A 24,317-nucleotide genomic window follows, 5' to 3' on the forward strand; every position below is an offset into this window, starting at 1 on the left:
GCAATGTCACAGTGGGTGGAAGCGGGTCTGTGGGGACTGGCAGGCGGCGGTGCGCTCGTGCTGGGCGCGCTCGTCGCCTGGTTCGTGCGGGTGCCGCGGGACGTGGTCGCCGTCGTGATGGCGTTCGGCGCGGGGGTGCTGACCGCGGCCGCGGCGTTCGAGCTGATGGACGAGGCCGAGCGCAACGGCGGGCTGCTCGCCACCTCGGCCGGGTTCCTCGGCGGCGCGGTGATCTACGTGCTGGCGAACGTGCTGCTGGCCCGGCGCGGTGCCCGGCACCGCAAGCGCAGCCGCAACCAGCCGTCCGAACAGGACCAGGCGGGCAGCGGCACGGCCATCGCGGTCGGTGCGCTGCTCGACGGCGTGCCCGAATCGGTCGTGCTGGGCGTGTCGCTGCTGGGCGGCGGCGGGATCGGGGTCGCGATGCTGGCGGCGGTGATCATCTCCAACGTCCCGGAAGGGCTGTCCAGCGTCGCGGGCATGAAGCAGGCGGGCCGCTCGGCCGGTTACGTGTTCGGGGTGTGGGGTGCGATCGCCGTGGCCGGTGGTGTGTCGGCGGCGCTGGGCAACGTGCTGCTCGACGCCGCGTCGCCGCAGCTCATCGCGGTGATCACGGCTGTGGCCGCGGGGGCGATCCTGGCGATGATCGCGGACACGATGATCCCCGAGGCCTACGAACGCGCCCGCCTCTACACCGGGTTGTGCACCACCGCCGGGTTCCTCACCGCGTTCGTGGTGGAACGGCTGGGCTAGATCGCTGGCGCCGATCGCGTGGTGGCGGTAGGAGTGCAGCCATGGGTGTTCCACTGGTGGATCTGTCCGGGTGGTTCGACGGCACGCGGCGTGCCGAGGTGGCGGCGCGGGTGGACGCAGCGCTGCGGGAGTCGGGGTTCCTGCTGATCACCGGGCACGGCGTCCCCGACGAGCTGCGTGAGCGGGTGCGGGGGCTGACCCGCGAGTTCTTCGCTCTGCCCACGACCGCCAAGCAGCCCTACGCCGTGCGCACCGGCGGGCGGGGCTGGATGCCGCCCGACGAGCAGGCGACCGGACGCGCCGGCGGGGCGATGGCGCCACCGGACCTGAAGGAGACGCTGGCGTTCGGCTCGGACGACCCGGCCGGCGACGACCCGTTCTTCTTCCGCCCCAACGTCTTCCCCGCCGAGGTCGCGGGGCTGCAACCCGCGGTGGCGGAGTACGTGCGGCGGATGCGGGCGCTGGCCGACGAGCTGCTCACGATCTTCGCCGTCGCGCTCGGCGAGACCGAGGACCTGTTCACCCGGCACACCACCAGGTCCTCCTACACGCTCAACGTCAACCACTACCCGCCGCTGCGCCAGGTCGGTCCCGCCGGGCCGGGACAGTTCCGCATCGGCGAGCACACCGACTTCGGCACCGTGACGATCCTGGACCGCCAGCACGGCGTCGGCGGCCTGCAGGTCCGCACCCTCGACGGCGTGTGGGAGAACGCGCCGTTCGACCCCGCCGCCTTCACCGTCAACATCGGCGACCTGATGGCCCGCTGGGTGTCGGACCGCTGGCGTTCCACCCCGCACCGCGTGCTGCCGCCTGACGCCTCCGCCCCTGACGAGGACCTGGTCTCGCTCATCTTCTTCTACAACACCGACAGCGACGCCCGGATAGTCTCGCTCGACGGCCGCTACCCGCAGGTGGTGGGCGGCGAGTACCTGAAGGCCAAGCTCGAGGCCATCTCGATCGGATAGGGGGACCCCGCTGTGGCGGTGGGCTATCTGTACGACGTCGTGATCGACTGCCCGGAACCCGCCGTGGTCGCGGAGTTCTACGTCAAGGTGCTCGGCGGCGAGATCGTCGACCCCACGCCGCAGTGGATGACCATGCGCACTCCATCAGGCATGCGCGTGTCGTTCCAGCAGGTCGACGACTACTCGCCGCCGCAGTGGCCGGGCCAGGAGCACCCGCAGCAGATCCACCTCGACGTCATGGTCACCGACCTCGACGAGTCCGAACCGCTCGTGCTCGCCCTGGGCGCGAAACTGCTGCAGGGCTCGGAGAAGAGCACCGGGTTCCGCGTCTACGCCGACCCGGCCGGGCACCCGTTCTGCCTGGTCACGAACTAGCGCCACGCCACTAGGCGCGCCAGATCGTGGCGCTGCGGGTCTCGGTGCTCTCCAGCGTCAGCGGCACCGGCACGTCGTAGCGGGCCCTGCGGACGAACCGGTCGCGCGGCAGGTGCGCCCGGTCCGGGTCACCCAGCAGCACGAGCGCGCCGCGTGCGGCCGCCCTGGTCAGGAACGGCAGCACCAGTGCGGTGATCTGCGCGTCGTAGAAGACGTCACCAGCGAGCACCACGTCCGCGCCGTGGGCGTCGCTGTCGAGCTGGTCGCCCTCCAGCGTGCGGACCACGACGTGGTTCGCGGCGGCGTTGAGTTCCACCGCAGCCAGCGCCAGCGGGTCGATGTCGTTGGCGGTCACCGAGTCCGCGCCCGCCAGCGCCGCGGCGATCGCGACCAGCCCGGACCCCGACGCGAGGTCGAAGACCTTCCGGTCGCGCACCAGGCCGGGGTGGTCGAGCAGGTGCCGGGCCAGGGCCTGGCCGCCCGCCCACGGGAACGCCCAGAACGGCGGCTGGTCGTGGCGGGTGAGCTCCCACAGGTCCATCGCCTCGACCGCGCTGTGCAGGACGACCTCCGGCACCAGCGGCACCGGGGTCAGTGTCGTGTGGGTGAGCACGAACTCGGTGAGCGTGGGCGCGGACATGACGGAGAAGCTTAGGGGCCTCGCGCAAGGGCGTTTCAGAGGCGAAAGTCCGCACGTTCACGAGGGCGTCACGTCCCGCCGGTCACCCGCAGAATCGCCCCAGTCGCGTAGGACGCCTCGTCCGACAGCAGCCACGCGATGGCGTTCGCGATCTCGTCGACCTCCCCGGCACGGCCCAGCGGCACCCGACCGGCGACGCGGTCCGGGCGGTCCGGCTGACCCGAGAGCTGGTGGATCTCGGTGCGGATGGTGCCCGGCTGCACGCAGTTCACCCGGATCCCGCGCGGCGCGAGCTCCTTGGCCAGGCCGATCGTCATCGCGTCCACGGCGGCCTTGGTCGCCGCGTAGTGCACGTACTCCCCCGGACTGCCCAGCGTCGCCGCGCCCGAGGACACGTTCACGATCGAGCCGCGCGTCATCCGCCGTGACGCCTCCCGGGCCACGAAGAACGCGCCGACGACGTTGACGTCCACGACCCGGCGCAGGTCCTCGGTCCGCAGGTCCGCGAGCGGGCCCGACGGTGAGGTGATGCCGGCGTTGTTGACCACGCCGGTGATGTCGTCGCCGGCGGCGTCGAACAGGCGCGCCACGTCGTCCTCGTTCGCCGTGTCGGCCCGCACGGCCAGCACGCCGAGCTCCTTCTCCAGCAGGCGCGCCTCGTCCTCGGCCTGGCGATAGCTGATCACTACCCGGTGCCCGTCGCGCACGAGCCTGCGCGCGGTCGCGGCACCGATGCCCCGGCTTCCCCCGGTGATCACCGTTGTCATGACCGCCACCCTAACCGCTATATTCGGTGCCGAGTATTCGGGAGCGGATATGCCTTTCAAGCGCACGAACCCCCTGGCACTGGCGGTGCTGGCGCTGCTGTCGGAGCGCCCCATGCACCCCTACGAGATGGCGCAGACCATGCGGGAACGCCACCAGGAGGAGGTCATCAAGCTCAACTACGGCTCGCTCTACACCGTCGTCGAGTCGCTGCACCGCCACGAGCTGATCACCGCGAGCGCCACCCAGAAGGCCGGCAACCGCCCCGAACGCACCGTCTACGCCATCACCGACCCCGGCACCACCGAGCTGCACGACTGGCTGCGCGAGCTCATCGCCGTGCCCGCCACGGAGTACCGGCGGTTCGAGGCCGGGATCTCCCTGGTCGGCCTCATGCCACCGGACGACGCGCTCGCCGCCGTCGAGCAACGCAGCGCCGGGGTCGACGCCCAGCTCACTGCACTGGCCGTGCTGCTGGAACGGCTCGCCGGCATGGGCCTGCCGCAGCTGGCGTGGATCGAGCTCGACTACCGGATGGCGATGCTGCGCGCCGAACGCGCCTGGCTCACCTGGTTCGCCACCGCCACCCGCGACGGCACCGTCGGCGGGTACAGCGCCTGGGAGGACAAGCACCGATGAGACTGCTGTTCGAAGTGTCCGGCGTCGTGCGCGCACCCCTGGAGGAGGTCCGCGAGCGCCTGTTCGCCGACGCCGGCGAGTCCGGGTCGCACCGGCTCGTCGACCGCGAGGCCGGGGTGATCGCCACCTGGGGCGACTGGTGGTACCGGGGCGAGGACTCGCTGCACCCGCATCCCGAGGGCGCGCTGCTCGTGCACCGCGTCTACAACATCGCCCCGCAGGGCAACTGGGCTCCCTACCTCGCGAACAAGCTGTTCATCGGCTACCGGGCCCGGCTCGAGACCGCACTGCGGCAGCGGATCGCCGAACTCGAACACTGAGCCCTGTTTTGAGCGGGCGATCTTCGTGAACCCCGTTCAGGACCCTGAAGGTAAGGGTGACCTAATCCGTCACCCGAACGGCCGTATAGAGTGTGCAGATGAGGTGCTCGATACTCTCCGAGTTCGCGGGAGAACCGCTGGCCGGCACGGCCGCGACCGCGACGGCGTGGCTGTGCCTGGAGCAGCCGGGCCCCTGGGGCCGCGACGCCCTGCTGGAGAGCCACCTCGACCCCGACCTCGGCGCCGAGCTGCAACGCCGCGCCGCTGGCACCGGGGTGCGCATCCTGCTGATCCGCCGCCCCGGCAAGCACGCCGACGACCACCAGCCCGCGACGCGGCGCGTGTACCTGGCCTCCACGCGGCCCGGCGCGTCCTGGCTGGAGCAGGCCGACCTCGCCGCGCCGGAGGAAGCACTCGAGCTCGACTTCGAGGCACTGGGCGCGGGCCGCTCGACCGCGTTCGGCACCCCCGTGAACGACCCGTTGCTGCTGATCTGCACCAACAGCAAACGCGACGTGTGCTGCGCCCTGTACGGCCGCCCGATCGCCACCGCGCTGAACCTGTGGGAGTGCACGCACACCGGCGGGCACCGCTTCGCACCCACCGGTGTCCTGCTGCCCACCGGTCACCTGTACGGGCGGCTCGACCACCAGTTGGCCCAGCGCGTGCTCACCGACGGCATCGTCGCCGACCGCTGCCGGGGCCGCTCCTGCTTCACCCCGCGCGGCCAGGTCGCCGAGGTCGCCGTGCGGCAGCAGATCGGCGAGACCCGCGACGTGCTCACCGTCGTCGCCGAGACGCACGACGCCGCGACCGTGCGGCACACCGACGGCCGGGAGTGGCGGGTGACGCTGACCGAGAAGCCGGTGCCGCCGCGGCCGGCCAGCTGCGGCAAGTCGCCCGACATCGCGATCGCGCTGGTGGCGACGGCGATCGACCAGCTGGTGAAGGTCGGCCACTAGCCTTGATCAAGTGCCACGGCTGATCCACCTCAACGGCCCCACCGGCGTCGGCAAGTCCACCCTCGCCGCCCGCTACGCCGCCGACCACCCCAAAACGCTCAACCTCGACGCCGACGAGATCGTCCGCCTCGTCGGAGGCTGGCAGGACGACTTCGGCGGCACCGTGAAACTCGTCCGCCCGCTCGCCCTCACCATGGCCGCCACCCACCTGGCCTCGGGCCACGACGTGGTGATGCCCCAGCTGGTCACCGACCGCGGCCAGCGCGCGAGCTTCGCCGAGGCCGCCGCGTCGGCGGGCGCGGACTACGTCGAGATCGTGCTGCTCGCCCCGCCCGAGACCACGATCGACCGGTTCCGCCGCCGCGGCCACCACGTCGACCCCGCCGTCGAGGCTCTGGGCGGCGCGACGGTGATCCGCCGCATCCACGAGCACCTCGCCGCCTACCTCACCCCGGACACCACCGTCGTCCAGACCGCCGGCACCAGCGTCGACGAGACATACGAAACCCTGATCGCGATCCTCGGGGAGTGTCGGACCCCATAGGTAGGTTGATCGAATGGGTCCCTTGCTGAGCACGCATCCCGTCGCGCGAAGTCACTTCGGCGCCGTGGTCGCGCTGGTCGTGTCGCTGTTCTGCTCTCTGCTGATCGTCCTGGCGTTCGTCCTCGACTTCGGCGGCGCCGAGCTCGCTCTGCTGGCCGCCGGGTACCCGATGCTGATCTCCGTGCCCGCCGCCGTGGTGATGCTGCGCAACGCCCGGATCAAGGAGACCTTCGAGCTGCACGAAGGCGGGCTGGCCCGCGTCAAGGCGGGTGTGCGGCAGGCCTGGACGTGGGACCAGGTCCGCGCGATCGACGTGACCACGCGGGGAACCGATCTGATGTGCGCCGTCCGGTTCGACGACGACGAGCTGGTCAGCTTCTCGGGGTTCGACACCGACGACAGCCTCGCCATCCACGACGCGTTGTTCGAGCACTGCTCGCAGGCGCTGGAGCACCAGGCCAAGCGCGAACGCCGCGCAGCCCTCGTCAGCGCGATGGGCGCCATCACCCTGGCCGGGGCCGGTGGCGCGGGTGTGGCGGCGTGGGTGTTCGCCACCACGCCGAAGGGCGACGGCGCCATTCACTTCGGGCTCGCGATGTTCGCGGTCGTGGGCTTCGCGACCACCGTGCTCACCGGGATTCCGCTGATCGCCGTTCTGCTGGCGCCTCGGCCGGACTAGGCGCGGTCGCGGAGAACACGCCGATCCCCAGCGCGTACGGGTCGTCCAGGCCCACGGTCTCCAGCGTGTCCAGCGGCAGCGCGAGCAGCGAGATCGCCACGCCCAGGAAGTAGGCGTCGAGCAGGCCCGTGTCGCGCACGGTCGAGGGCAGGCCAGCCGCCTGCTGCAGGGCGGCGGCCGCTTCGGCGTTGGCGAGCACCATCCCGGACAACGCCTCGCGCACGCCCGGCCGACGCACGGCCTCCAGGTACAGCTCGACCATCGCGAGCATCTGGGTCGGGTCGTCGGCGACCGCGCGGCGCAGCAGGGCCGGGTAGAGCTCGGCGACATCGGAGGCGCTGATGTCGGCCGGTGTCGTCTCCCGCAGGCGGTCCACGGCGGCGCGGTGCAGGGCGGTCATGCGGGCCGCGGTGGCCGTCAGGATCGCCTCGCGGGTCGGGAAGTAGTTCTTCGTCGTGCCGATGGGGACGCCGGCCTCGCGGTCGATCGCGCGGTGGGTCAGGCCCCGGCCGCCTTCCACCGCGAGGATCTGGATCGCGGTGTCGCACAGAAGATCACGACGGCTCACGGTCCGGGACACTAGCAAGATCACCACACCCGTGGTGAATCGGGGCGAACGTGCTGGTCCCGGCGGTCGCGGTGACCACCCCGCGCTCCACGACCAGGAACAGGCCGCACACGCAGCGCACGTAGGACACGGGACCGTGGGCCGAGATCGTGGAGGAGCAGGGCCAGCGGCAGGCGGGGCAGGTGGCGATCATGACCCCAGCCTGATGTCATGGTCTAGTGCATTTCAACCCTTACGGCGGGGCGGCCGCCGAGCTCGCCGCGACCCTGGTCAACGCCGACGAGACCGCGCACCTGCTCGACGTGCTGAAAGCGTCGGACTACAAGCCCCTCGGGTCGCTCGACGCCCGCCAGGAACGTGACGTACGAGACTGGATCGAGCGCCTGCGCAGAGTCTTCCGCGACCCGACCGTGGAGCTGCTCAACGAGCTGCTGGCCGAGTCGTCGACCACGCACTACATCTCCACCCACGACGGACGCGCGCCGCACCTGCACTACGCGCGCGAGGACGCGCCCACCGACGTGCGGGTCAAGGCCTACACGGCGGCGGGCATGGCGGCGTTGTTCTGCGAGGACGCCGGGCGCATCGGCTGGTGCGACCGCGACGGCTGCGACACCGTCTTCGTCGACACCAGCCGCAACGGCCGCCGCAGGTTCTGCTCGACCAAGTGCGCGAACCGGGTGGCCGTCGCCAACCACCGCACCCGGCAGAGTCTCAGCCCGTGACGTTGTTGAGCTTGCGCGGGAAGTAGCCGTCGGTGCCGCTCAGGCCGTACTTCAGCACGCGGTACGTCGTGCCGTAGACGTCGCGCTGCTCGTACGCCCAGTACGCGCTCTTGTACGGGTCGGCCCACTTGTCGAAGATCACGACGTGCCGGGTGGTGCCGGTGCCGACCGGGTCGACGACGATGTCGCCCCACCGCATGTCGGCGGCGGCGATTCTGGTCGAGTAGGTGTCGTACAGCTCGACGGTGCGCTGGCCGGGCGCGCCGATCTTCGCGGCCATCGAGACGTAGCCCGAGCAGTCCTGCCGGTAGCCCTCCGCACCCCAGTAGCTGGTCTGGCTGTAGGGCACGGGCTTGCCGTTGTCGGCGGTCAGCCACGTCTTCGCGCGGGCGATCATGTCCGCCCGGCTGATGGTCGCGGCGTGAGCGGGCAGCGTCGACACCAGGGTCGTGCTCACCGCGACGAGGACGGCGGTGGCCATCGCGAGGACTCTCATGCTGTGCACTCCCATTCCGTAGATCACCTGTGGGCGCTTAGGGTCGGTTCATGGAGCTGACGGAGCTGTGTTTCGCCGGGGTCGCCAGGCAGGCGCACGCCGTGCGGTCCGGTGAGGTGACCGCGCGCGAGCTGGTCGCCGAGCACCTCGGCCGCATCGAGCGCGTCGATCCGCAGCTCAACGCGTTCCGGCTGGTGTTCGCCGAGAAAGCCCTGGCAGAGGCCGAGGCGGCCGACGCGCGCAGGGCGGCCGGGGAGGACCTGCCGCTGCTGGGCGTGCCGATCGCGGTCAAGGAGGACATCGCCCTGCAGGGCCTGCCCACCACCAAGGGCACCAACGCCGCCCGCACACCGGAGCCCGCGGACTCGGCGATCGTGGCGCGGCTGCGCGAGGCAGGTGCGGTGATCATCGGCAGGACGCGCATGCCCGAGCTGGGGCTGTGGCCCTACACCGAGAGCGGCTGGGCGGGGCCGACGCGCAACCCGTGGTCGCTGACGCACTCCCCCGGCGGTTCCAGCGGCGGGTCGGCCGCGGCGGTGGCGGCGGGACTGGCGGCGGCCGCGATCGGCACCGACGGTGCCGGGTCGATCCGCATCCCCTCCGCGGTGACGGGCCTGTTCGGGCTCAAGCCCCAGCGCGGCCGGATCTCCCTGGCCCCCGAACGCGAGATGTGGGGCGGCCTGGTCGTGGCCGGGCCGATCACCCGCACGGTGATGGACTGGGCGCTGGTCGCCGACCAGCTCCGCGGCGCCGTTCCCGGTGACGCGCACGTCGCGCACCCGCCGCGCACCAGCTTCACCGAGGCCGCGCGGACCGATCCGGGCCGGCTGCGGATCGGGGTGTCGCTGCGGCCGTGGGGTCCGGGCATCCCGCTCGCCGACGAGGTCCGCGACGTCGTGCAGGACACCGCCGCCCTGCTGACCGATCTCGGCCACGACGTGGTGCGGCTCGATCCGCCGATGCGCGACGTCACCGCGTCCACCCAGTTCGCCGCCCGCTACCTGCACAACGCCTACCTGGCGCGCACCGGCATGGAGCTCCCGGACCTGGTCGAGTCCCGCACCCGCGCGGTCGGCGAGCTGGGCCGCCGCCTGCCGCGCGCCGCGGTGCGCTGGGCGGCCAAGGACGACGCGGACCTCACCGCGTACGCGAACCGGATCTTCACCTCGATCGACGTGCTGCTCACCCCGGCGCTGACCCGCGCGCCGATCCGCGTCGGCGAGTGGGACGGCCGCAACGTCGTGTCGGCGCTGCTCGCGGCCGCGCACTACACGACGTTCCTGCCGCTGTGGAACATCGTCGGCAACCCCGCCGCCGCGGTACCCGCCGGCCGCACGTCGACCGGTCTGCCGCTCGCGGTGCAGCTGGTGGGCCGCCAGCACGACGAGTGCACGCTGCTGTCGGTGTCCGCCCAGCTCGAGCGCGCTCGGCCGTGGGCGGACCGGACCCCCTCCGGCCTCGGTCATGCGAAATAGGATAGTACGAGAACGGACTATCCGAACCGGAAACGCCTACATCCCTCGTTTGGACAACTCGTCGAGCAGTTGACGGTCCGCCACGTGCCGGGACTTGATGTGGTCCAGGTAGTCGGCGAACGCGTCGGGCTGCAGGCCGCGCAGTTGTTCGAGCCATTCGACGACGAGTTCCTGCTCCTCGATGCCGCGGCGGGCGAGCTCGACCTCCACGATGCGCCGGTAGACCTCGACGGCCAGGCGGCTGCCGTCGCGCACCAGGTGGTCGACCAGGTCGGCCCGCAGCGGCGGCCACTCGTCGGTGTGCACGACCAGCGCGCGGATTTTGAGGTACAGGTCGAGGTTGGGCCGGGCGAAGAACGCCTCCCGGCACACCTGCACCGCGCGTTCGGGGTGGCCTCGCCGCAGGTGTTCCTCCACCGCGAGGTCGATCAGCCGCAGTGCCGCGCCCCGGCCGCCGACGGCGCGCAGGCCGCGTTCGACCCACTCCAGGGCCTCCTCGGAGCGGCCGTTGTCGCGCAGCACGGTCGCGACCTGCAGGTAGTGCCAGCCCGAGGACAGGTCCTTGGACAGCACGAGCAGTTGCAGGTCGACGTCCTCGGTGTACTCGGCGAGTTCCTCCATGACCCGCAGCAACGCCCAGCGGGCGCGGTCGTAGCGGCCCGTCTCGCCGAACCCGATGACCGGCAGCGGTTCGAACAACTCCACCGCGCGTTCGCGGTAGTGGGCCAGTCCTTCGTCGTCGAGCGCGTCGGCGTACGCGGACAGGCTGACGTCGGGGGCGTCGGGGTGGTGCAGCTGCAGGTCGAGCAGCCAGTCGGCGAGGCGGACCGGGTCCGGGCGGGTCTCGGCGCACGCGCGGGCGTGGGTGGCCAGCACGCGGTGGGCGAGCTCGGCCAGTTCGACCCGGTGTCTTCGGCTGGCGGCCACTCCGTCGGCCAGCTGGGTGACGATGTGCTCGATCAGCCCGACCAGCTCCGGGCCGGGGTCGGTGACCAGCAGCGACTGCAGCTCGATCGACACGGCGGTGAGCGACTGCCAGTGCGCCGGCCAGTCGGTGTTCTCGCTGTTGGCCTCAGCGAGCGCGGAGGCCACGGTGGTGGGCAGCGAGTTCATCACAACATCATTCCCACGTCACCCGGTCGAGTGCCACAGATGTCGCCCTAACGGATTTAAGGTTCACCCCGCGTCGTTGCCGTTGCGCACGCGGGGACCTTTCGTTCGCTCTGGCCGTACGAAAGGTCCCCGCGTGTGCCACCCGAACGTGGAGCTAGCGGTGGGGCAGGTAGTTGAGCAGGACGCCGGTGAGCAGGACGACGTAGGACAGCATCGTCACCACGCTGGTCGAGATCAGCGTGGCCTTGATCGGCTGCCGCACGCACTGGTACGCGATCAGGCCGGGCACGATGAAGCCCAGCGTGCCGTGGGAGAACAGGAACGGCTTGTCGTTCGACAGGAACAGGAAGATCGTCAGCTGCAGGAACACACCGAGCAGCAGCACCGTGGCGAAGAGCCTCTTGCCGTACAGGATCACCAGCTTTTGCAGCAGCCGGGTGCCGAAGTAGGTCACGACGGTGACCCCGGCGATGATCCACAGCCTGCGCGGGTCGGTGATCAGGGCCAGGCCGAGCCAGCCCGGGGTGATCATCCCGCCCGGCGACAGGTTGGACACCAGGTAGCAGCCCAGCGAGAACACCAGCCCGATGGCGATGGCCAGCACCGCCACCTCGGGCGTCAACGTCGCGGTCAGCACCGTTCCACCTCCTGTTCGAGGTGGTGCAGCAGCAGCTCGCCCTGGCCGTGGATGTTGCCGATGGCGACCAGCGACGCCTCGCCGTCGATCTGGTCGGCGATCGCCTTCAGGATCTCCTCGACCGGCCGGTTCGCACCGCCCAGGTCGAAGGCCTCGCCCCGCCAGGTCGAGGGCGCCTTGGCCAGTGCCGAGCGGCTGGGGTGGCCGATCACGAAGAGCTTGTCGGTGAGCAGCTCCGGCACGATCTCCCCCATCTGACCGTTGCGCTCGACCCGGTCGGGCCGGCAGTTGATCAGGGTGAAGACCGGGGAGGAGATCTGCCCGCGCTCGATGAGCTGTTGCACGTTCATCACGGTGGACCTCGGATCGTTGGCGGCGAAGACGTTGGCGAACCGCAACGTCTTCTCGCCGAAGCGGTAGGACTCGACGGTGAGCACGCCGGGATCGGGCGGTGCCTGCCACATGCCCTTCAGCGCCAGGTCGCGCGGTACCCCGACCAGGCGGGCGACCTCCAGCGAGATGGCGACGTTCTCCTTGAAGCTGTGGTAGGCGAACCCGTCCATCTCCTCGTCGGTGACGTCCTCGGGGTCGACGGCGATCAGCCGGCACGACCGCTTGTCGGCTTCCTCCTGCAGGATGTGCAGCAGGTCGCGTTCGGCCGTGACGCAGACGCCGCCGACGGGCATGGACCGCGACAGCGACCGTGCCACGTCCGGAAGCGTCGGGCCCATCTCCTGCAGGTGGTCCTCGCGGACGTTGCTCAGCACGCCGATGGTCGACTGGATGAGCTTGGTCTGGTTGACCTCCTGCAGCGCGGGCATGACCGCCATGCACTCCATGACCAGCACGTCCGGCCGGGCCGCCGCGGCGCGGCGGACGATGCCGATCTGCTCGACCACGTTGGCGATGTCGAACTTGCGGTACACCGGCTCCTCGGTGGCGTCGGGGTGGATGAACCGGGCCGCCGTGCCGGTGGTCTTCGCGACGACCGTCAGGCCACCGCCGCGCAACGCCCCGGCGCACAGCCGGGTGACCGAGCTCTTGCCCCGGATGCCGTTGACCAGGATCCGGTCGGGGATGCTGCGCAGGCTGCGCAGGTGCCGGCGTTGCTCGACGATCCCGGCGACGAGCAGCACACCGAGGATTCCGGCGTACACCGTGTACAGGAAGAACATGTCAGCTCCTCCCGAGCAGGCCGCGGCGGACGCGTTCGAGGTCTCGCGCGACCAGGCCGAGGTGGTCGTAGCGGCGGACGATGACCGGTGAGGCGGTGTCGCCGCCCGCGATCCGCCGGGCATCGCGGGCCAGTGCCCACAGGGGGCTGATGACGACCGCGTAGAGCCAGCCGAAGATCACGACGGTCAGGCTGGCGATGAGCACGCCGAGCAGCACCAGCTCGTTGCGCTCCGACGAGTGCGGCAGCGTCAGCGACGTCTCCGGCCGGTCGGTGACCAGGACGAGGCCGAGCTGCCGGGTCTGTTCCGCCGTGGTGACCGGAGCCCAGCTGACGAGGTGCCGGCGGCCGTCGACGTCGTGCAGGGCGGCGCCCGCTCCCGCGGTTTTCGCGGACTGGGCGGCCTGGTCGAGGTCCGGCCTGCTCAGCGGTTCGAACGCGGTGAAGCCGGACGTCGCGCCGATCACCAGCCGGTCGGCGTTGAGCAGTCGCGTGTTGCCAGGACCGGCCAGGGCCAGCGGCGAGATCAGCGCCTGCGGTTTGAACTCGGCGACGATCCGGCCCGCACGGTCACCGGTGACCGGCACCGCGACGAAGACCCGCGGTGACACGCCCTGGGGCGCGGCGGCCGCGAGCGCCGGTTTGTCCGACGCGGCGATCGCGCCCGCGTCGACGTCCTCGCCGGCCTTGGCCACCACGGTGCCGTTCGGGGAGAGGTAGGCGGCTCCGCGGTACCGGGTCCGGGTGGCCACCAGCTGGGTGAGCAGACGGTTCGGTGTGTCGATGTCGTTGAGCGTGCGGATGCCCGCGGCGACGGCGTTGAGGTCCGACGCGCCGCTGTCCAGCGCACGTTGCAGCTGACGGGCGGCCAAGGCCGTGCGCGTCTGCTGTTCTGTCACCACGCTCTGCGGAATGTCCTCCACCAGCCACGACGACGGAGCGGTCGCCACGACCGCGCCGAGACCGAGGAACGCGGTGGCGCCGAGCGTCCAGACGACGAGCGCGATCGGGAAGTAACGCCGGGGACGGCGCTCCGGCGTGGTCATCGCTTCTCCGCCATTTCCTCGTCGGCCCGGTGATCGGCCCGTTGATCGGCTGTGGTCGTGCGGGCCTGGGCGAACGCCTGTGCAAACGTCTGGGCGACGCGGCCCGCCTCGCCGTACTTGGGTCCGGGCACCGCGGGTTCCGGCTCGCCGCTGACCTTCCGCAGACTGCGGATCGGCCGTTGCACGAACAGGAACAGGGCCGCGAACACGACCACGACCACGGCCGTCAGCACCCGGCCGACGGTGACGGCGCGACGCCGGGAGTCGTCGGTGGCCACGGCGACGTCGGTGGCCGGCTTGTTCGACACCACGGTCCAGCCGAGACCGTTCGACGGCGCCCGTCCGGTCAGGGACGCCCAGGCCAGCACGTCCATCCGGTCGCCCGTCCGCCGCGCCTCGCTGCCCGCGGCGTTCTCGCCGGGGTCGGTGGCCGGTGGGACGAAGCCCTGCGGCAACTGCGTGCCGGTGCCCACGCCGGCGATCACCGAGCCGGACCGGTCGACCAGCCAGGTGCCTTCCGCGCCCGCCACGGTGAGCAGGTCGCTGAGCCGGTTCGGGTCGTAGTGCCCGACCAGGAGGTACTTCGCGTCGGCCGGTTTGCCGACGGGGGTGTACTGCACGATCTGGTGGGTGGTGCCGACCTGGGCGATCTTCATGCCCGCTTCCTCGGGCAGGGGCTCGCCGAGCACCGCGGGCTGGGCGGGCTCACCGACCTGGGCGACCACGGTCCTGGTGGTCTGGTCCAGGACGTAGAGCGACTTCCAGATCCGGGCCCGGAACGGGATCAGCAGTGCCCGGTTGCGTTGCCGGATCGACTCGTCCACGACGGTGGCGACCTCCGCCATGCTGCTCAAACCGCCGTTGAGCGACCGCGTGATGGCCTGCGCGGCCGACATCGTGCTCTCCCTCCGGGCGTCGAGCACCGACTGGGGCACCGGGGAGACCGCGCGCGGACGGGCCAGGTAGGCGGTGGCGCCGCCTGCGAGCAGGGAGAACAGGATCAGCCCGACGAGCCAGGGTGCCAGCACGCCGGGAACTCGGGTGCGGCTCATCTGTCGCCCTTCTTCCCGGCGAGCACGGACGCGACCTGGTCCCGTGCCGAAGGGTTGTCGCGGATGTCCCTGGACACCTCGACGTGGACGAACTCGGCCTTCTGCTCGTCGGAGTAGCGCGCCTGCACGTTGGTGGTGGCCTCCAGGCCGGGACATCCGGTTACCCACGGCTTGCACACCGACAGGCCCGCAGACTCCAGCCGCTGCGCCGTCTGCACCGCCAGCGGGCTGCTCAGCGGCGGCCCGGCGGAGACGACGACGTCGCTGTCGGGGGCGGTTTCGTTCTGGAACCCGTGCAGCTGCACGACCGGCACCCGGCGCCGCACCAGCAGCTCGTGCAGGTCCTCGAAGACGCTGGTGGTCGTGTGCGCCATGTCGGCCACCAGGTTCTCCGCGGCGCGGCGGTGTGCCCCGGCGACCACCAGCACCGAGCCGGGGGCCTTGCGGAACAGCTCGACCCCGAGGGACTCGCTGTCCTGGTCGGCCTTGGGGTGCGGCACCTCGATGCCCAGACGGGTGCTCTCGGAGGTGTCGATCACGACCCGGCCCCAGCCGCGAGGGTTCCCGGCGTTGTCCGAGATCTCGTGGTACTTGCGTTGCGTGGCGGTGTCGACGCGTTCGCTGATCGTGTAGCCGACCGCGGCGAGCACGTCCTTGGCCTCGTTCGGCGCGTTGTCCAGGACCCGCTGCACACCGGTGCTGATGGCGGTGCGCTCGGCCTGGGTCGGCCGCGTGTAGCCCGTCTCGGCGGACATGCCCTGGGAGAACTGCTGCACCTCGGACAGCAGGTCGGTCTTGGCGGCCTCTGGTGTGTCGTCCTTCCTGGTGCCGGTCGGGAGCAGGTAGAGCACGAGCCCTGCGACGACGATCGCGCCCGCGATCGCCACGCTCGCCCGTGCGGTCGAGCGAAGTTTGTTCACAAACCGAACGTGACACGGCCGCGGGAACCGGTGCCGGGGGATGTAACTATCGTCCAGCCGGTACCGGCCACCCGGATGCCGCACCACTGGTCACCCGGGCGGCGGTGCCCGTCAGTAGTCGTCCTCCGCGTCGTAGGCGACCGCCGCCAGTTGCACGCGGTTGCCGCAGTCGAGCTTCACGAGCATCCGGCTGACGTGTGCCTTCACCGAGCCTTCGCTCATCTCGCAGGAGCGGGCGATCTCGGCGTTCGACAGGCCCCGTGCCAGCAGCCGCAGGACCGTGCGTTCGAGGTCGGTCAGCTCCGCCAGCCGGGCTCGGGCGCGGTTCGCGCGCCGCGGGTCCCGGTCGCGGAACGTGGTGAGCAGCGACCGGGTCACCTGGGGTGCGAGCACCGCGTCGCCGGCCGCGATCGCCCGCACCGCGTCGATGAGCGCACGCGGTTCCATGTCCTTGAGCAGGAACCCGACGGCCCCCGAGTGCAGCGCGCCCTGCACGTACCGGTCGTAGGTGAACGTGGTCAGCATCGCGACCGCGGTGCCCGGCACGTGCCGGCACACCATCTCGGCCGCGGCCAGCCCGTCACCGCCGGGCATGTGGATGTCCATCAGCAGCACGTCGGGCCGGTGCTCGTGCACCAGTCGCAGCGCCTCGGACCCGCTGGCGGCCTCCGCGACGACCGCGATGTCGTGCGCGGTCTCCAGCACGCCCCGGATGCCGGCTCGGACCAGGTGCTCGTCGTCGGCGATGACAACGGAGATCATCGGACGCCTCCGCCCGCCTCGGAGACCGCCGCCTCGAAGATCGCGGTCACCTCGAACCCTCCGTCGGTGCGCGGGCCCCAGCTCATCGTGCCGCCGAGGCTCTCGACGTCCGAGGCCAGCGTCGCCAGGCCGCGGCCGGAGCCGGTGCCGCAGGTGCGCGGCGGCTGTGCCGGTGGGCTGTTGCGGACCGTCAGCCGCGGCCTGCCCCGCACGATCTCGAACTCGACGACGACGTCGACCGCTCCGGCGTGCTTGTGCACGTTGGTCAACGCCTCCTGCACCACGCGCCGCACCGCGTCGGCCCGCCGCGGCGGGAGGGTGCGCAGGTCGTCCGACAGCCTCGACTCGACCCGCACGCCCGCGCGGCGGGAGCTCTCGACGAGGTCGGCCACCGTCACCGGTTCCGCGTCCAGCACGCCGATGATCTGACGCAGGTCGCGCATGGCGGCGCGGCTGGTCCCGCCGAGCAGCCGCGCGGTCTCGGTGTCCGCGGTGCCGGTGAGCTCGAGCTTTCCCGCGTGCAGCGCGATGAGACTCAGCTTGTGGCCGAGCACGTCGTGCATCTCGCAGGCGATCCGGTCGCGTTCCCGCGCCACGGCCTGATCCCGCTGCATCACCACCATCTGCCGGTAACGGCGGATGTACAGACCGAACGCGAGCGGAAGCACGATCTGCAACACCACCTCCGACGCGAGGAAGGTGAGGTTGACCAGCTCGTCGTCATCCGGCAGCGGGACCGTGAGTCCCGCCAGCGCCACGACGACCGCGAGCGAACCGGCGCCGACACGGGCGTGGGTGCCGACGGTGTACAGGGCGCAGAACAGCACCGCGAAGAGCTGGCCGGGCGTGAGGAAGCCGATCGAGGCGACCAGCACCGCCGCGGCCGCGGGGAACTTCCTGCGCACCGAGAGCAGGCCGGCGGCACCGATCACCCAGGCCGCCTCGTCGAACCCGTCCGCCGAGATGAGGTCGATGCCACCGCACACCACGACGGCCGCGACGTCGGTCAGCAGTTCCCGTTTTCGCCCGCCGGAACCCGTCCGGCACACCTCGAAACGCACACGTTCAGTTTCCTGGAGTCACCAGAGCGTCGAGTTTGCGGGTCAGCACGGCGCGTTCACGCTCGTTGCCGCACAGCCGCACCGCGGTCTCGAACTCCGCCCGCGCCTCGTCGAGCCGGCCGAGCCGCCGCAGCAGTTCGCCGCGCACGCCGGGAAGCTGGTGCGAGTCCTTGAACGCCTCGCCCGCGGCGAGTTCGTCGACGATCGGCAGCGCCTCGGCCGGTCCTTTCGCCATCGAGACCGCGACCGCGCGGTTGAGGTCGACCACCGGGGACGGGGCCAGGCGGCCGAGGCCGTCGTAGAGCACGACGATCCGGTCCCAGTTGGTGTCCTCGACCGACGCGGCCAGCGCGTGGCACTCGGCGATCGCGGCCTGCAGCCCGTAGTAGCCGTAGCCGCGACCGGCGTCGGTGGCCCTGGCGAGCGCGGCGCGACCGCGGGCGATGGCGGAACGGTCCCAGCGGCGCCGGTCCTGGTCCTCCAGCAGGATCGTCTCGCCGTCGGGCCCGCGGCGGGCCGGGAAACGCGCGGCGGTCAGCTCCAGCAGGGCGAGCAGGCTGTGGACCTCGGGCTCCTCGGGCATGAGCCGCGAGAGGATCCGAGCGAGCCGCTGCGCCTCACCGGCCAGGTCCAGGCGCATCACCTCGTCACCGGAGCTGGCGGAGGAACCCTCGGTGAAGATCAGGTAGACGACGCTGAGGACCTGCGCGAGCCGGGCCGGGCGTTCGGCGACCGGCGGGACCTCGAACGGCACGTTCGCCGCGCCCAGGGTCTTCTTTGCGCGGGTGATGCGGGCCTGCACGGTCGCGGTCGGCACCAGGAACGCCCGCGCGATCTCGTCGCTGGTCAGACCGCCGATCACGCGCAACGTCAGCGCCACCCCCGCCTCGCGCGAGAGCACCGGGTGGCACGAGGTGAACATCAGCGCGAGCGTGTCGTCGTCGATCTGGTCCGGGTCCCACAGCACGTCGTCGGGCGCGGGCCCCGGTTCGGTGGCGCCGGTGAGAGCGCCGCCCTCCGGCAGGTGGTGCGCGAGGGCGGCGTACTTCTCGTCGCGGGCGCTGCGGCGGCGGAACGCGTCGATCGCGCGGCGCCGCCCGACCGTGAGCAGCCACCCGGCCGGGTTGTTCGGCACGCCCTCGCGCGGCCAGGTCACCAGCGCCTCGGCCAGTGCTTCCTGGGCGAGGTCCTCGGCCAGCGCGAAGTCGCCGGTGTAGCGGGTCAGCGCACCGATGATCCTCGCGGAGTCGATGCGCCACACCGCTGCGACGGCCTTGCGTCCCGTCGGGTCACTGCTGCTCATGGGGCCTATGAGATCAGAGCTGGCCGGTGGACTCGCGCCAGGCCCGTTCCTTCTTGATCCACTCGTTGTCCTGCGGGAACTCGTCGATCGTGGGGACGCGGCGGACCTCGGTCTTGAACCCGGGGCCGGTCATCGGGATGCGCTTGGCCCACTCGACCGCGTCCTGGATGGTGGGGACGTTGATCAGGTAGAAGCCGTTGAACAGCTCCTTGGTCTCCCCGTACGGGCCGTCGGTGACGACGGGCGGTTCGCTGGAGTAGTCGACGACGACGCCTTCCTCGGCGGGCGCGAGGCCCTCGGCGGCGATCAGGACGCCGGCCTCGATCAGCTCCTCGTTGAACTTGCCGACGGTCTCGAGCATCGTGTCGAAGTCGATCTCGCCGACGTTGGCCCAGGCCTCGTCGGAGGTCACGCGCCAGATCAGCATGAACTTCATGTCGGTCTCTCCCAGTGGTTCGTACGGGTCCGTTGTGGACCCTTTCACGCCCAGGTCGAACGGGCACACCGTTCGATCGACACGAACCCGGAAAAATCTTGAGCGGCCCACCCCGTTCGGGATGGGCCGCTCAAAGGTGCTGGTCAGAGTTGTTCGTCGGGCTGGTGCAGGGAACGCGGCTGCTCCGCCTCCAGCTCCGGGATCGGTGCCGCCGCGGCGACCGACCGGGGCGGGGTGCTCAGCGGGCCGGGCACCTCCTTGCGGGCCACGGCCTCCGCGGCGGCGACGGCCTCGGCGACCTTCGGATCCGGCGCGGTGTCGAACCAGTCGGCGACCGACTCGTCGTCGTCCTCGGGCCGCGGCCGCTCGGCGTTGTCGGCCGGCGGCTCGTAGCGGAACACACCGTCGTCACCGGGAGCGCCGAGCATGCGGGCGAACCCTTCCAGGGCCTTGCCGTAGTCGGACGGGATCATCCAGACCTTGTTCGCGTCGCCCTGCGCCATCTGCGGCAGCGTCTGCAGGTACTGGTAGGCCAGCACCTCCGGGGTCGGCTTGCCGTCCTTGATCGCGCCGAAGACCTTCTCGATGGCCTTGGCCTGACCCTGCGCCTGCAGGTAGCGGGCGGCACGTTCACCCTGCGCCCGCAGGATCTGCGACTGCCGCTCGGCCTCGGCCGACAGGATCGCGGCCTGCTTGGCGCCCTCGGCGGCGAGGATCTGCGACTGCTTCTGCCCCTCCGCGGTCTTGATGGACGACTCGCGCTGGCCCTCGGCGGTGAGGATCATGGCGCGCTTCTCGCGGTCGGCCCGCATCTGCTTCTCCATCGAGTCCTGAATGGACGGTGGAGGGTCGATGGACTTGAGCTCGACGCGCGCGACGCGCAGGCCCCAGCGGCCGGTGGCCTCGTCGAGCACACCGCGCAGCTGGCCGTTGATGTGGTCGCGGGAGGTGAGGGTCTCCTCCAGGCTCATGCCACCGACGAGGTTGCGCAGCGTCGTGATCGTGAGCTGCTCGACACCGACGATGTAGTTGGAGATCTCGTACACCGCGCTGCGCGGGTCGGTGACCTGGAAGTACACGACCGTGTCGATCGAGACCGTGAGGTTGTCCTGGGTGATCACCGGCTGCGGCGGGAACGACACGACCTGCTCGCGCAGGTCGATGCGGGCGCGCACCTTGTCGATGAACGGCACGATGATGTTCAGGCCGGGTGCCGCGGTGGTGCGGAAGCGGCCGAGGCGTTCGATGACGGCGGCCTGCGCCTGCGGGATGACCAGCACCGACTTGACGGCGATGGTCAGCACGAAGATCGCAATGACGGCCACGACCACAGCGGTGATCGGGTCCAACTCGGTTCACATCCTTCTGGGTCACACAGCCGCTATGACCACGGCGGTCGCACCCGAGATCTCGACAACGGTGACGGCTTCGCCTTCTTCGACCACGGACCCGTCGAGGGTGCGGGCGCTCCAGGTGTCGCCGCCGATCTTGACCTGTCCGCCGTGCTCGTCCACTCGCGACACCGCGACGGCCTTGGCGCCGAGCAGTGCCTCGTGGTGCATCTTGATCCCCGACCCGAGCTGCAGCCGCTTCTTCACGAACGGCCTGGCCCCGACGATCAGGCCGACCGACGAGGCCGCGAAGACGAGCACGCTCACCAGGTCGGCGGCACCCAGAGCGGACACGCCTGCCGCGGCCAGCGCCGCGGCGCCGAGCATGACCAGCACGAAGTCACCGGAGAGAACCTCGGCGACGACGAGCAGTATCCCGACGATCAGCCAGATCAGCGCGGCCATGGCCCATACATACACCAACCGGGGGTGCGCGGCGCCGAGATTCACCGTGCTGGGCCCTCGACCGTAACGAAATCGATCAACCGGCGGTGTCGGAACCGTCCGCGGCCGTTCGTGCGGGGCGAACGGTGCCGGCGGAGTGAGGAGTGCGGCGGGTGGATCACCGCCCGCCGCCCGTGTGTCAGTCCTGGGGCACGGTGACGAAGTCGATCAGCCGCTCGACGGCGCCGAGCAGGTCGGACTCGATGTCGCGGTAGCTGCCGACGGCGCCGAGGACGCGCTGCCACCCTTCCCACGTCTCACCCCAGCCCAGCGCCGCGCAGACGCCTTCCTTCCACGGCACGCCTCGCGGGACGACCGGCCAGGCCTCGATCTTGACGGCCTGAGGTTTGACGGCCTGCCAGATGTCGACGTACGGGTGGCCGGTGACCAGGACGTTGTCGTCGCGGACCTGGTCGACGATGCGCTGTTCCTTGGATCCGGCGACGAGGTGGTCGACCAGGACGCCGAGGCGGCGGTGGGGTGCGGTGCCGAACTCGGCGATGCGCTGCGGCAGCTCGTCGACGCCGTCGAGGGGTTCGACGACGATGCCCTCGACGCGCAGGTCGTGGCCCCAGACCCGTTCGACGAGCTCGGCGTCGTGCTTGCCCTCGACCCAGATGCGGCTGGCCTTGGCGGTGCGGGCGCGCAGGCCCTCGACGCGGACCGAACCCGAGGCGCTGATGCGGGGTTTCTGGGGCTGCGGCATCGGTTTGACGAGGGTGACGGGTTTTCCGTCGACGAGGAAGCCGGCGGGGTTGAGCGGGAACAGGCGGTGGCGGCCGTGGCGGTCCTCCAGGACGACCTGGCCGTGTTCGAACTTCACGACGGCACCGCAGAAGCCGCTGGCGGGGTCCTCGACGACGAGACCGGGCTCGGCGGGGATCTCGGGGACCTTCTTGCGCTTGGGCGTGGAGAGGACGTCGCGGCCGTAGTCGTGAGAACGCACGGTGGCAAACCCTAGCCGTAGAACGGTTTGAAGGCGGTGAGCCACTCGTGGACGCGGTCGAGGTCGACGTCGGCGCCGTGCAGGTCGTAGCCGTCGTGCACGAGGTCCATCCAGTCGAACGCCGGGTCGCCGGCGTGCGCGCGCGGGTCGATGGCGACCGGTCCGTGCGGGCCTTGCAGGACGTTGCCGGGGTGCATGTCGCCGTGCAGCAGGACGGGTTCGACGTCGTGTCCGGCGAGTTCGCGGGCGTGCTGGTGTTCGGTGGCGTGGTAGGTGCCGGTGCGCAGCGGCAGCAGGACTTCGAAGAGGAAGTCGACGCGGGCTGCGAGCGGCGGGAAGCCGGTGGGGTCCGCGGCGTGGAGTTCGGGAACGACCACGGCCGGGTCGGGCGCGGGTGTGCCGGGGTTGATCGCTTCCAGCAGCAGCGCGCCGCGGGAGAGGTCGGCGTCGATCAGGTTCACCACCGCGTCGGTGCCGGCCCAGGCGGTGAGCGCGCTCGCTTCCAGGGCCGCGACCTCGTGGTGCGGGCACAGCTTCAGCACGGCGTCGGTGCACAGGAAGGTGGTGCCGGTGCTGCCGGGCATGAGCTTCACGACGGTAAGGTCCCAGCGGGCGGCCAGGGTGGCGACCAGGTCCGGCAGTGCGTCGATCCAGCCGGTCACGTCGGGGCCGAAGCGTCGGATGAGCCGGGATCGGGCGTCTTCGTCGATCACCGGACTCAGGCTAGCGAGCCGGGCGCGGCTTGTCGGGCCGTTTTGAGGCGGGTCAGAACGCGGGCCACGGAATAGCGGGCCAGTCGCCGGACGGCTCCGGGTACACCCCGGCGGCCAGCAGCTTGTCGGTGCGTTCGGCGACGGCGCGGACCTCGGCGCGGGTGAGGTGGTCGTGCAGCGCCTCGCCCAGTGCTCCGTCGAGCTCGGATCTCAGGCGCCGCAACGGCTCCTGCACCTCGGCGGGCAGGGGTTCGCGGGCCCAGCCCCACAGCACGGTGCGCAGCTTGGGTTCGGTGTGCAGGCAGATGCCGTGGTCCACGCCGTAGACCGCGCCGTCGAGAGCGTGCAGGACGTGGCCGCCCTTGCGATCGGCGTTGTTGACCACGACGTCGAACGCCGACATCAGGGCGATGCGCGGGTGGTCGGCGTGCACGAGCACGGCGGGGTCGCCGAAGCGGTCGTGGGCGTGGAAGACGGGGATCCAGCCCGGTTTGACGGCGTCGACGCCGATGATGTCGACGAGCTCGTCCTCCTCGCGGGTCTCGACCCACAGCTGCACCATGCCGGAGCCGAACGGGCCGGGGCGCAGCACCGTCGGCGGCACGATGCCGAGCCCACCGGCGGCGGAGATGAGGTAGGTGGCGACCTCGCGGCCGGCCAGGGTGCCGTCGGGGAAGTCCCACAACGGCCGTTCGCCGCGCACGGGCTTGTAGACGCACTGGGCGTCGACGCCGTCCAGCGAGATCTTGCAGAACAGGGTCGCGTTGGAGGCGTCGACGAGACGGCCCTCGACCTCGATGCGGCCGTGGTTCAGCAACTCCAGGGCCGCGGAGGTGTCCACGTCAGTCTTCTTCGGTGCGGCGGTAGCCGTTCTGCCGCGGGCAGATGTGGCCGTCCGCGTCGAGCGGTTCGGCGCACAGCGGGCAGGGCTTGCGGCCGGCGTTGACGACCCTGTCGGCGCGTTCGGCGAACGCGCGGGCGGCCGAGGGCGACAGGAAGACCCGCACGGCGTCGGGGCCTTCCTCGGTGTCGTCGAGCACGACGGCCTCGTCGACCTCCTCCTCGGAGATCGCCAGGAGCTCGATCACGACGGCCTTGGACTCGGCGTCCCAGCCCAGTCCCATGGTGCCGACGCGGAACTCCTCCTCGACGGGCACGTCGAGGGGTTCGGTGTCGAGGTCGTCGGGCGGCGCGTCGTCGGGCACGTCGGTGCCGAAGCGGCGGTGCACCTCCTCGAGCAGCGAGCCGATGCGTTCGGCGAGGACCTGGACCTGCTGCTTCTCGAGCGCGACGCTGATCAACCTGCTCTGCTCGGAGGCCTGCAGGTAGAAGGTGCGGTCGCCGGGCTGCCCGACGGTCCCTGCGATGAACCGGTCGGGTGCGCGGAATACGTGAATGACGCGAGCCATG

The 24,317-nt window shown here is 71.1% G+C and carries 31 protein-coding genes; 10 read left to right on the top strand and 21 right to left on the bottom strand.

Translation table 11 applies throughout. The annotated features are described in order from the left end of the window. The first annotated feature begins 3 nt into the window (after positions 1-3). The 3 genes from AOM45_RS28610 to AOM45_RS28620 are packed head-to-tail and all read left to right on the top strand — an operon-like array spanning position 4 to position 2,096. Positions 4-753, top strand: a complete 750-nt coding sequence (locus tag AOM45_RS28610) for a ZIP family metal transporter (RefSeq protein ID WP_030466081.1) — start codon at positions 4-6, stop codon at positions 751-753. Between the two features lie 41 nt (positions 754-794). After that, entirely contained in the window at positions 795-1,721 is a 927-nt protein-coding gene (locus AOM45_RS28615) for an isopenicillin N synthase family dioxygenase (RefSeq protein WP_030466082.1), read from the top strand. A 12-nt stretch (positions 1,722-1,733) separates the two neighbouring features. Next, a complete protein-coding gene (locus AOM45_RS28620; RefSeq protein WP_030466083.1) occupies positions 1,734-2,096 on the top strand; it encodes a VOC family protein in 363 nt (120 codons plus the stop codon). 10 nt (positions 2,097-2,106) lie between these two features. Here AOM45_RS28620 and AOM45_RS28625 read toward each other — a convergent pair whose 3' ends face one another. Further along, entirely contained in the window at positions 2,107-2,736 is a 630-nt protein-coding gene (locus AOM45_RS28625) for a class I SAM-dependent methyltransferase (protein WP_030466084.1), read from the bottom strand. Between the two features lie 68 nt (positions 2,737-2,804). Next, complete coding sequence (locus AOM45_RS28630; RefSeq protein ID WP_030466085.1) at positions 2,805-3,503, bottom strand: SDR family oxidoreductase; 699 nt, start codon at positions 3,501-3,503, stop codon at positions 2,805-2,807. Between the two features lie 49 nt (positions 3,504-3,552). Between AOM45_RS28630 and AOM45_RS52480 the strand changes: the two genes are divergently transcribed. The 5 genes from AOM45_RS52480 to AOM45_RS28655 all read left to right on the top strand — a co-directional run bounded on the left by AOM45_RS52480 (position 3,553) and on the right by AOM45_RS28655 (position 6,645). Further along, positions 3,553-4,140 carry a PadR family transcriptional regulator gene (locus AOM45_RS52480; protein WP_051782901.1) on the top strand — a complete coding sequence of 196 codons (588 nt, stop codon included), beginning with the start codon at positions 3,553-3,555 and terminating at the stop codon, positions 4,138-4,140. Beyond that, complete coding sequence (locus tag AOM45_RS52485) at positions 4,137-4,460, top strand: hypothetical protein (protein ID WP_035909362.1); 324 nt, start codon at positions 4,137-4,139, stop codon at positions 4,458-4,460. The genes AOM45_RS52480 and AOM45_RS52485 overlap by 4 nt, the downstream gene beginning before the upstream one ends. Before the next feature lie 98 nt (positions 4,461-4,558). Next, on the top strand, positions 4,559-5,422 hold the full coding sequence (locus AOM45_RS28645) for a ferredoxin family protein (RefSeq protein ID WP_030466088.1): 864 nt from the start codon (positions 4,559-4,561) through the stop codon (positions 5,420-5,422). Between the two features lie 10 nt (positions 5,423-5,432). Further along, complete coding sequence (locus AOM45_RS28650) at positions 5,433-5,966, top strand: AAA family ATPase (protein ID WP_030466089.1); 534 nt, start codon at positions 5,433-5,435, stop codon at positions 5,964-5,966. 13 nt (positions 5,967-5,979) lie between these two features. Continuing rightward, on the top strand, positions 5,980-6,645 hold the full coding sequence (locus tag AOM45_RS28655) for a hypothetical protein (RefSeq protein ID WP_030466090.1): 666 nt from the start codon (positions 5,980-5,982) through the stop codon (positions 6,643-6,645). On the opposite strand, the gene AOM45_RS28660 is transcribed toward AOM45_RS28655, so the two are convergent. After that, positions 6,596-7,213: a TetR/AcrR family transcriptional regulator gene (locus AOM45_RS28660; RefSeq protein ID WP_236703862.1), complete on the bottom strand. Its 618-nt coding sequence runs from the start codon at positions 7,211-7,213 to the stop codon at positions 6,596-6,598. The two genes, AOM45_RS28655 and AOM45_RS28660, sit on opposite strands and share 50 nt — an antisense overlap. Beyond that, positions 7,200-7,406, bottom strand: coding sequence for a hypothetical protein (locus AOM45_RS51915; protein WP_035909365.1), 207 nt, complete (start codon positions 7,404-7,406; stop codon positions 7,200-7,202). Before AOM45_RS51915 ends, AOM45_RS28660 begins: the two co-directional genes overlap by 14 nt. A gap of 25 nt (positions 7,407-7,431) precedes the next feature. Between AOM45_RS51915 and AOM45_RS28670 the strand changes: the two genes are divergently transcribed. Continuing rightward, positions 7,432-7,938, top strand: coding sequence for a CGNR zinc finger domain-containing protein (locus tag AOM45_RS28670; RefSeq protein ID WP_030466092.1), 507 nt, complete (start codon positions 7,432-7,434; stop codon positions 7,936-7,938). Here the strand turns inward: AOM45_RS28670 and AOM45_RS28675 are convergent. Further along, positions 7,928-8,434: an NlpC/P60 family protein gene (locus tag AOM45_RS28675; RefSeq protein WP_201780082.1), complete on the bottom strand. Its 507-nt coding sequence runs from the start codon at positions 8,432-8,434 to the stop codon at positions 7,928-7,930. The genes AOM45_RS28670 and AOM45_RS28675 overlap by 11 nt on opposite strands. A 50-nt stretch (positions 8,435-8,484) precedes the next feature. Between AOM45_RS28675 and AOM45_RS28680 the strand changes: the two genes are divergently transcribed. Beyond that, complete coding sequence (locus AOM45_RS28680; protein ID WP_030466094.1) at positions 8,485-9,909, top strand: amidase; 1,425 nt, start codon at positions 8,485-8,487, stop codon at positions 9,907-9,909. Between the two features lie 36 nt (positions 9,910-9,945). Here AOM45_RS28680 and AOM45_RS28685 read toward each other — a convergent pair whose 3' ends face one another. The 16 genes from AOM45_RS28685 to AOM45_RS28760 all read right to left on the bottom strand — a co-directional run bounded on the left by AOM45_RS28685 (position 9,946) and on the right by AOM45_RS28760 (position 24,316). Further along, positions 9,946-11,022 carry a hypothetical protein gene (locus AOM45_RS28685; RefSeq protein WP_051782903.1) on the bottom strand — a complete coding sequence of 359 codons (1,077 nt, stop codon included), beginning with the start codon at positions 11,020-11,022 and terminating at the stop codon, positions 9,946-9,948. Positions 11,023-11,176: 154 nt separating this feature from the next. Next, positions 11,177-11,659, bottom strand: coding sequence for a poly-gamma-glutamate biosynthesis protein PgsC/CapC (locus AOM45_RS28690; protein WP_030466096.1), 483 nt, complete (start codon positions 11,657-11,659; stop codon positions 11,177-11,179). Continuing rightward, the gene (gene pgsB, locus AOM45_RS28695) at positions 11,653-12,834 is read right to left on the bottom strand and encodes a poly-gamma-glutamate synthase PgsB (RefSeq protein WP_051782904.1); all 1,182 of its coding nucleotides are present in this window, start codon (positions 12,832-12,834) and stop codon (positions 11,653-11,655) included. The genes AOM45_RS28690 and pgsB overlap by 7 nt, the downstream gene beginning before the upstream one ends. Position 12,835: 1 nt before the next feature. Further along, positions 12,836-13,879 carry a cache domain-containing protein gene (locus AOM45_RS28700; RefSeq protein ID WP_030466098.1) on the bottom strand — a complete coding sequence of 348 codons (1,044 nt, stop codon included), beginning with the start codon at positions 13,877-13,879 and terminating at the stop codon, positions 12,836-12,838. Further along, entirely contained in the window at positions 13,876-14,931 is a 1,056-nt protein-coding gene (locus tag AOM45_RS28705) for a hypothetical protein (protein WP_156093644.1), read from the bottom strand. Before AOM45_RS28705 ends, AOM45_RS28700 begins: the two co-directional genes overlap by 4 nt. Further along, entirely contained in the window at positions 14,928-15,851 is a 924-nt protein-coding gene (locus AOM45_RS28710; protein WP_051782905.1) for a hypothetical protein, read from the bottom strand. Before AOM45_RS28710 ends, AOM45_RS28705 begins: the two co-directional genes overlap by 4 nt. A gap of 111 nt (positions 15,852-15,962) precedes the next feature. After that, entirely contained in the window at positions 15,963-16,613 is a 651-nt protein-coding gene (locus AOM45_RS28715; RefSeq protein WP_030466101.1) for a response regulator, read from the bottom strand. After that, a complete protein-coding gene (locus tag AOM45_RS28720; RefSeq protein WP_051782906.1) occupies positions 16,610-17,674 on the bottom strand; it encodes a sensor histidine kinase in 1,065 nt (354 codons plus the stop codon). The genes AOM45_RS28715 and AOM45_RS28720 overlap by 4 nt, the downstream gene beginning before the upstream one ends. Positions 17,675-17,678: 4 nt before the next feature. Further along, the gene (locus AOM45_RS28725) at positions 17,679-18,977 is read right to left on the bottom strand and encodes an RNA polymerase sigma factor (RefSeq protein WP_030466103.1); all 1,299 of its coding nucleotides are present in this window, start codon (positions 18,975-18,977) and stop codon (positions 17,679-17,681) included. Between the two features lie 13 nt (positions 18,978-18,990). After that, complete coding sequence (locus tag AOM45_RS28730; RefSeq protein ID WP_030466104.1) at positions 18,991-19,413, bottom strand: YciI family protein; 423 nt, start codon at positions 19,411-19,413, stop codon at positions 18,991-18,993. A 143-nt stretch (positions 19,414-19,556) separates the two neighbouring features. Next, entirely contained in the window at positions 19,557-20,744 is a 1,188-nt protein-coding gene (locus tag AOM45_RS28735) for an SPFH domain-containing protein (protein WP_372497450.1), read from the bottom strand. A gap of 39 nt (positions 20,745-20,783) precedes the next feature. Then, positions 20,784-21,209 carry an NfeD family protein gene (locus tag AOM45_RS28740; protein WP_030466106.1) on the bottom strand — a complete coding sequence of 142 codons (426 nt, stop codon included), beginning with the start codon at positions 21,207-21,209 and terminating at the stop codon, positions 20,784-20,786. A 178-nt stretch (positions 21,210-21,387) separates the two neighbouring features. Further along, the gene (locus AOM45_RS28745; RefSeq protein WP_030466107.1) at positions 21,388-22,194 is read right to left on the bottom strand and encodes a DUF3097 domain-containing protein; all 807 of its coding nucleotides are present in this window, start codon (positions 22,192-22,194) and stop codon (positions 21,388-21,390) included. Positions 22,195-22,205: 11 nt separating this feature from the next. Further along, positions 22,206-22,907 (bottom strand): aminoglycoside phosphotransferase family protein, encoded by a 702-nt coding sequence (locus AOM45_RS28750; protein ID WP_051782907.1) that lies wholly within the window; start codon positions 22,905-22,907, stop codon positions 22,206-22,208. Between the two features lie 52 nt (positions 22,908-22,959). Continuing rightward, positions 22,960-23,748 carry an SCO1664 family protein gene (locus tag AOM45_RS28755; RefSeq protein WP_030466109.1) on the bottom strand — a complete coding sequence of 263 codons (789 nt, stop codon included), beginning with the start codon at positions 23,746-23,748 and terminating at the stop codon, positions 22,960-22,962. Between the two features lies 1 nt (position 23,749). After that, positions 23,750-24,316 (bottom strand): DUF3090 domain-containing protein, encoded by a 567-nt coding sequence (locus AOM45_RS28760; RefSeq protein ID WP_030466110.1) that lies wholly within the window; start codon positions 24,314-24,316, stop codon positions 23,750-23,752. Between the last annotated feature and the right edge of the window lies 1 nt (position 24,317).

Source organism: Lentzea aerocolonigenes (assembly GCF_000974445.1).
GTDB classification, from domain to species: Bacteria; Actinomycetota; Actinomycetes; order Mycobacteriales; family Pseudonocardiaceae; genus Lentzea; species Lentzea aerocolonigenes.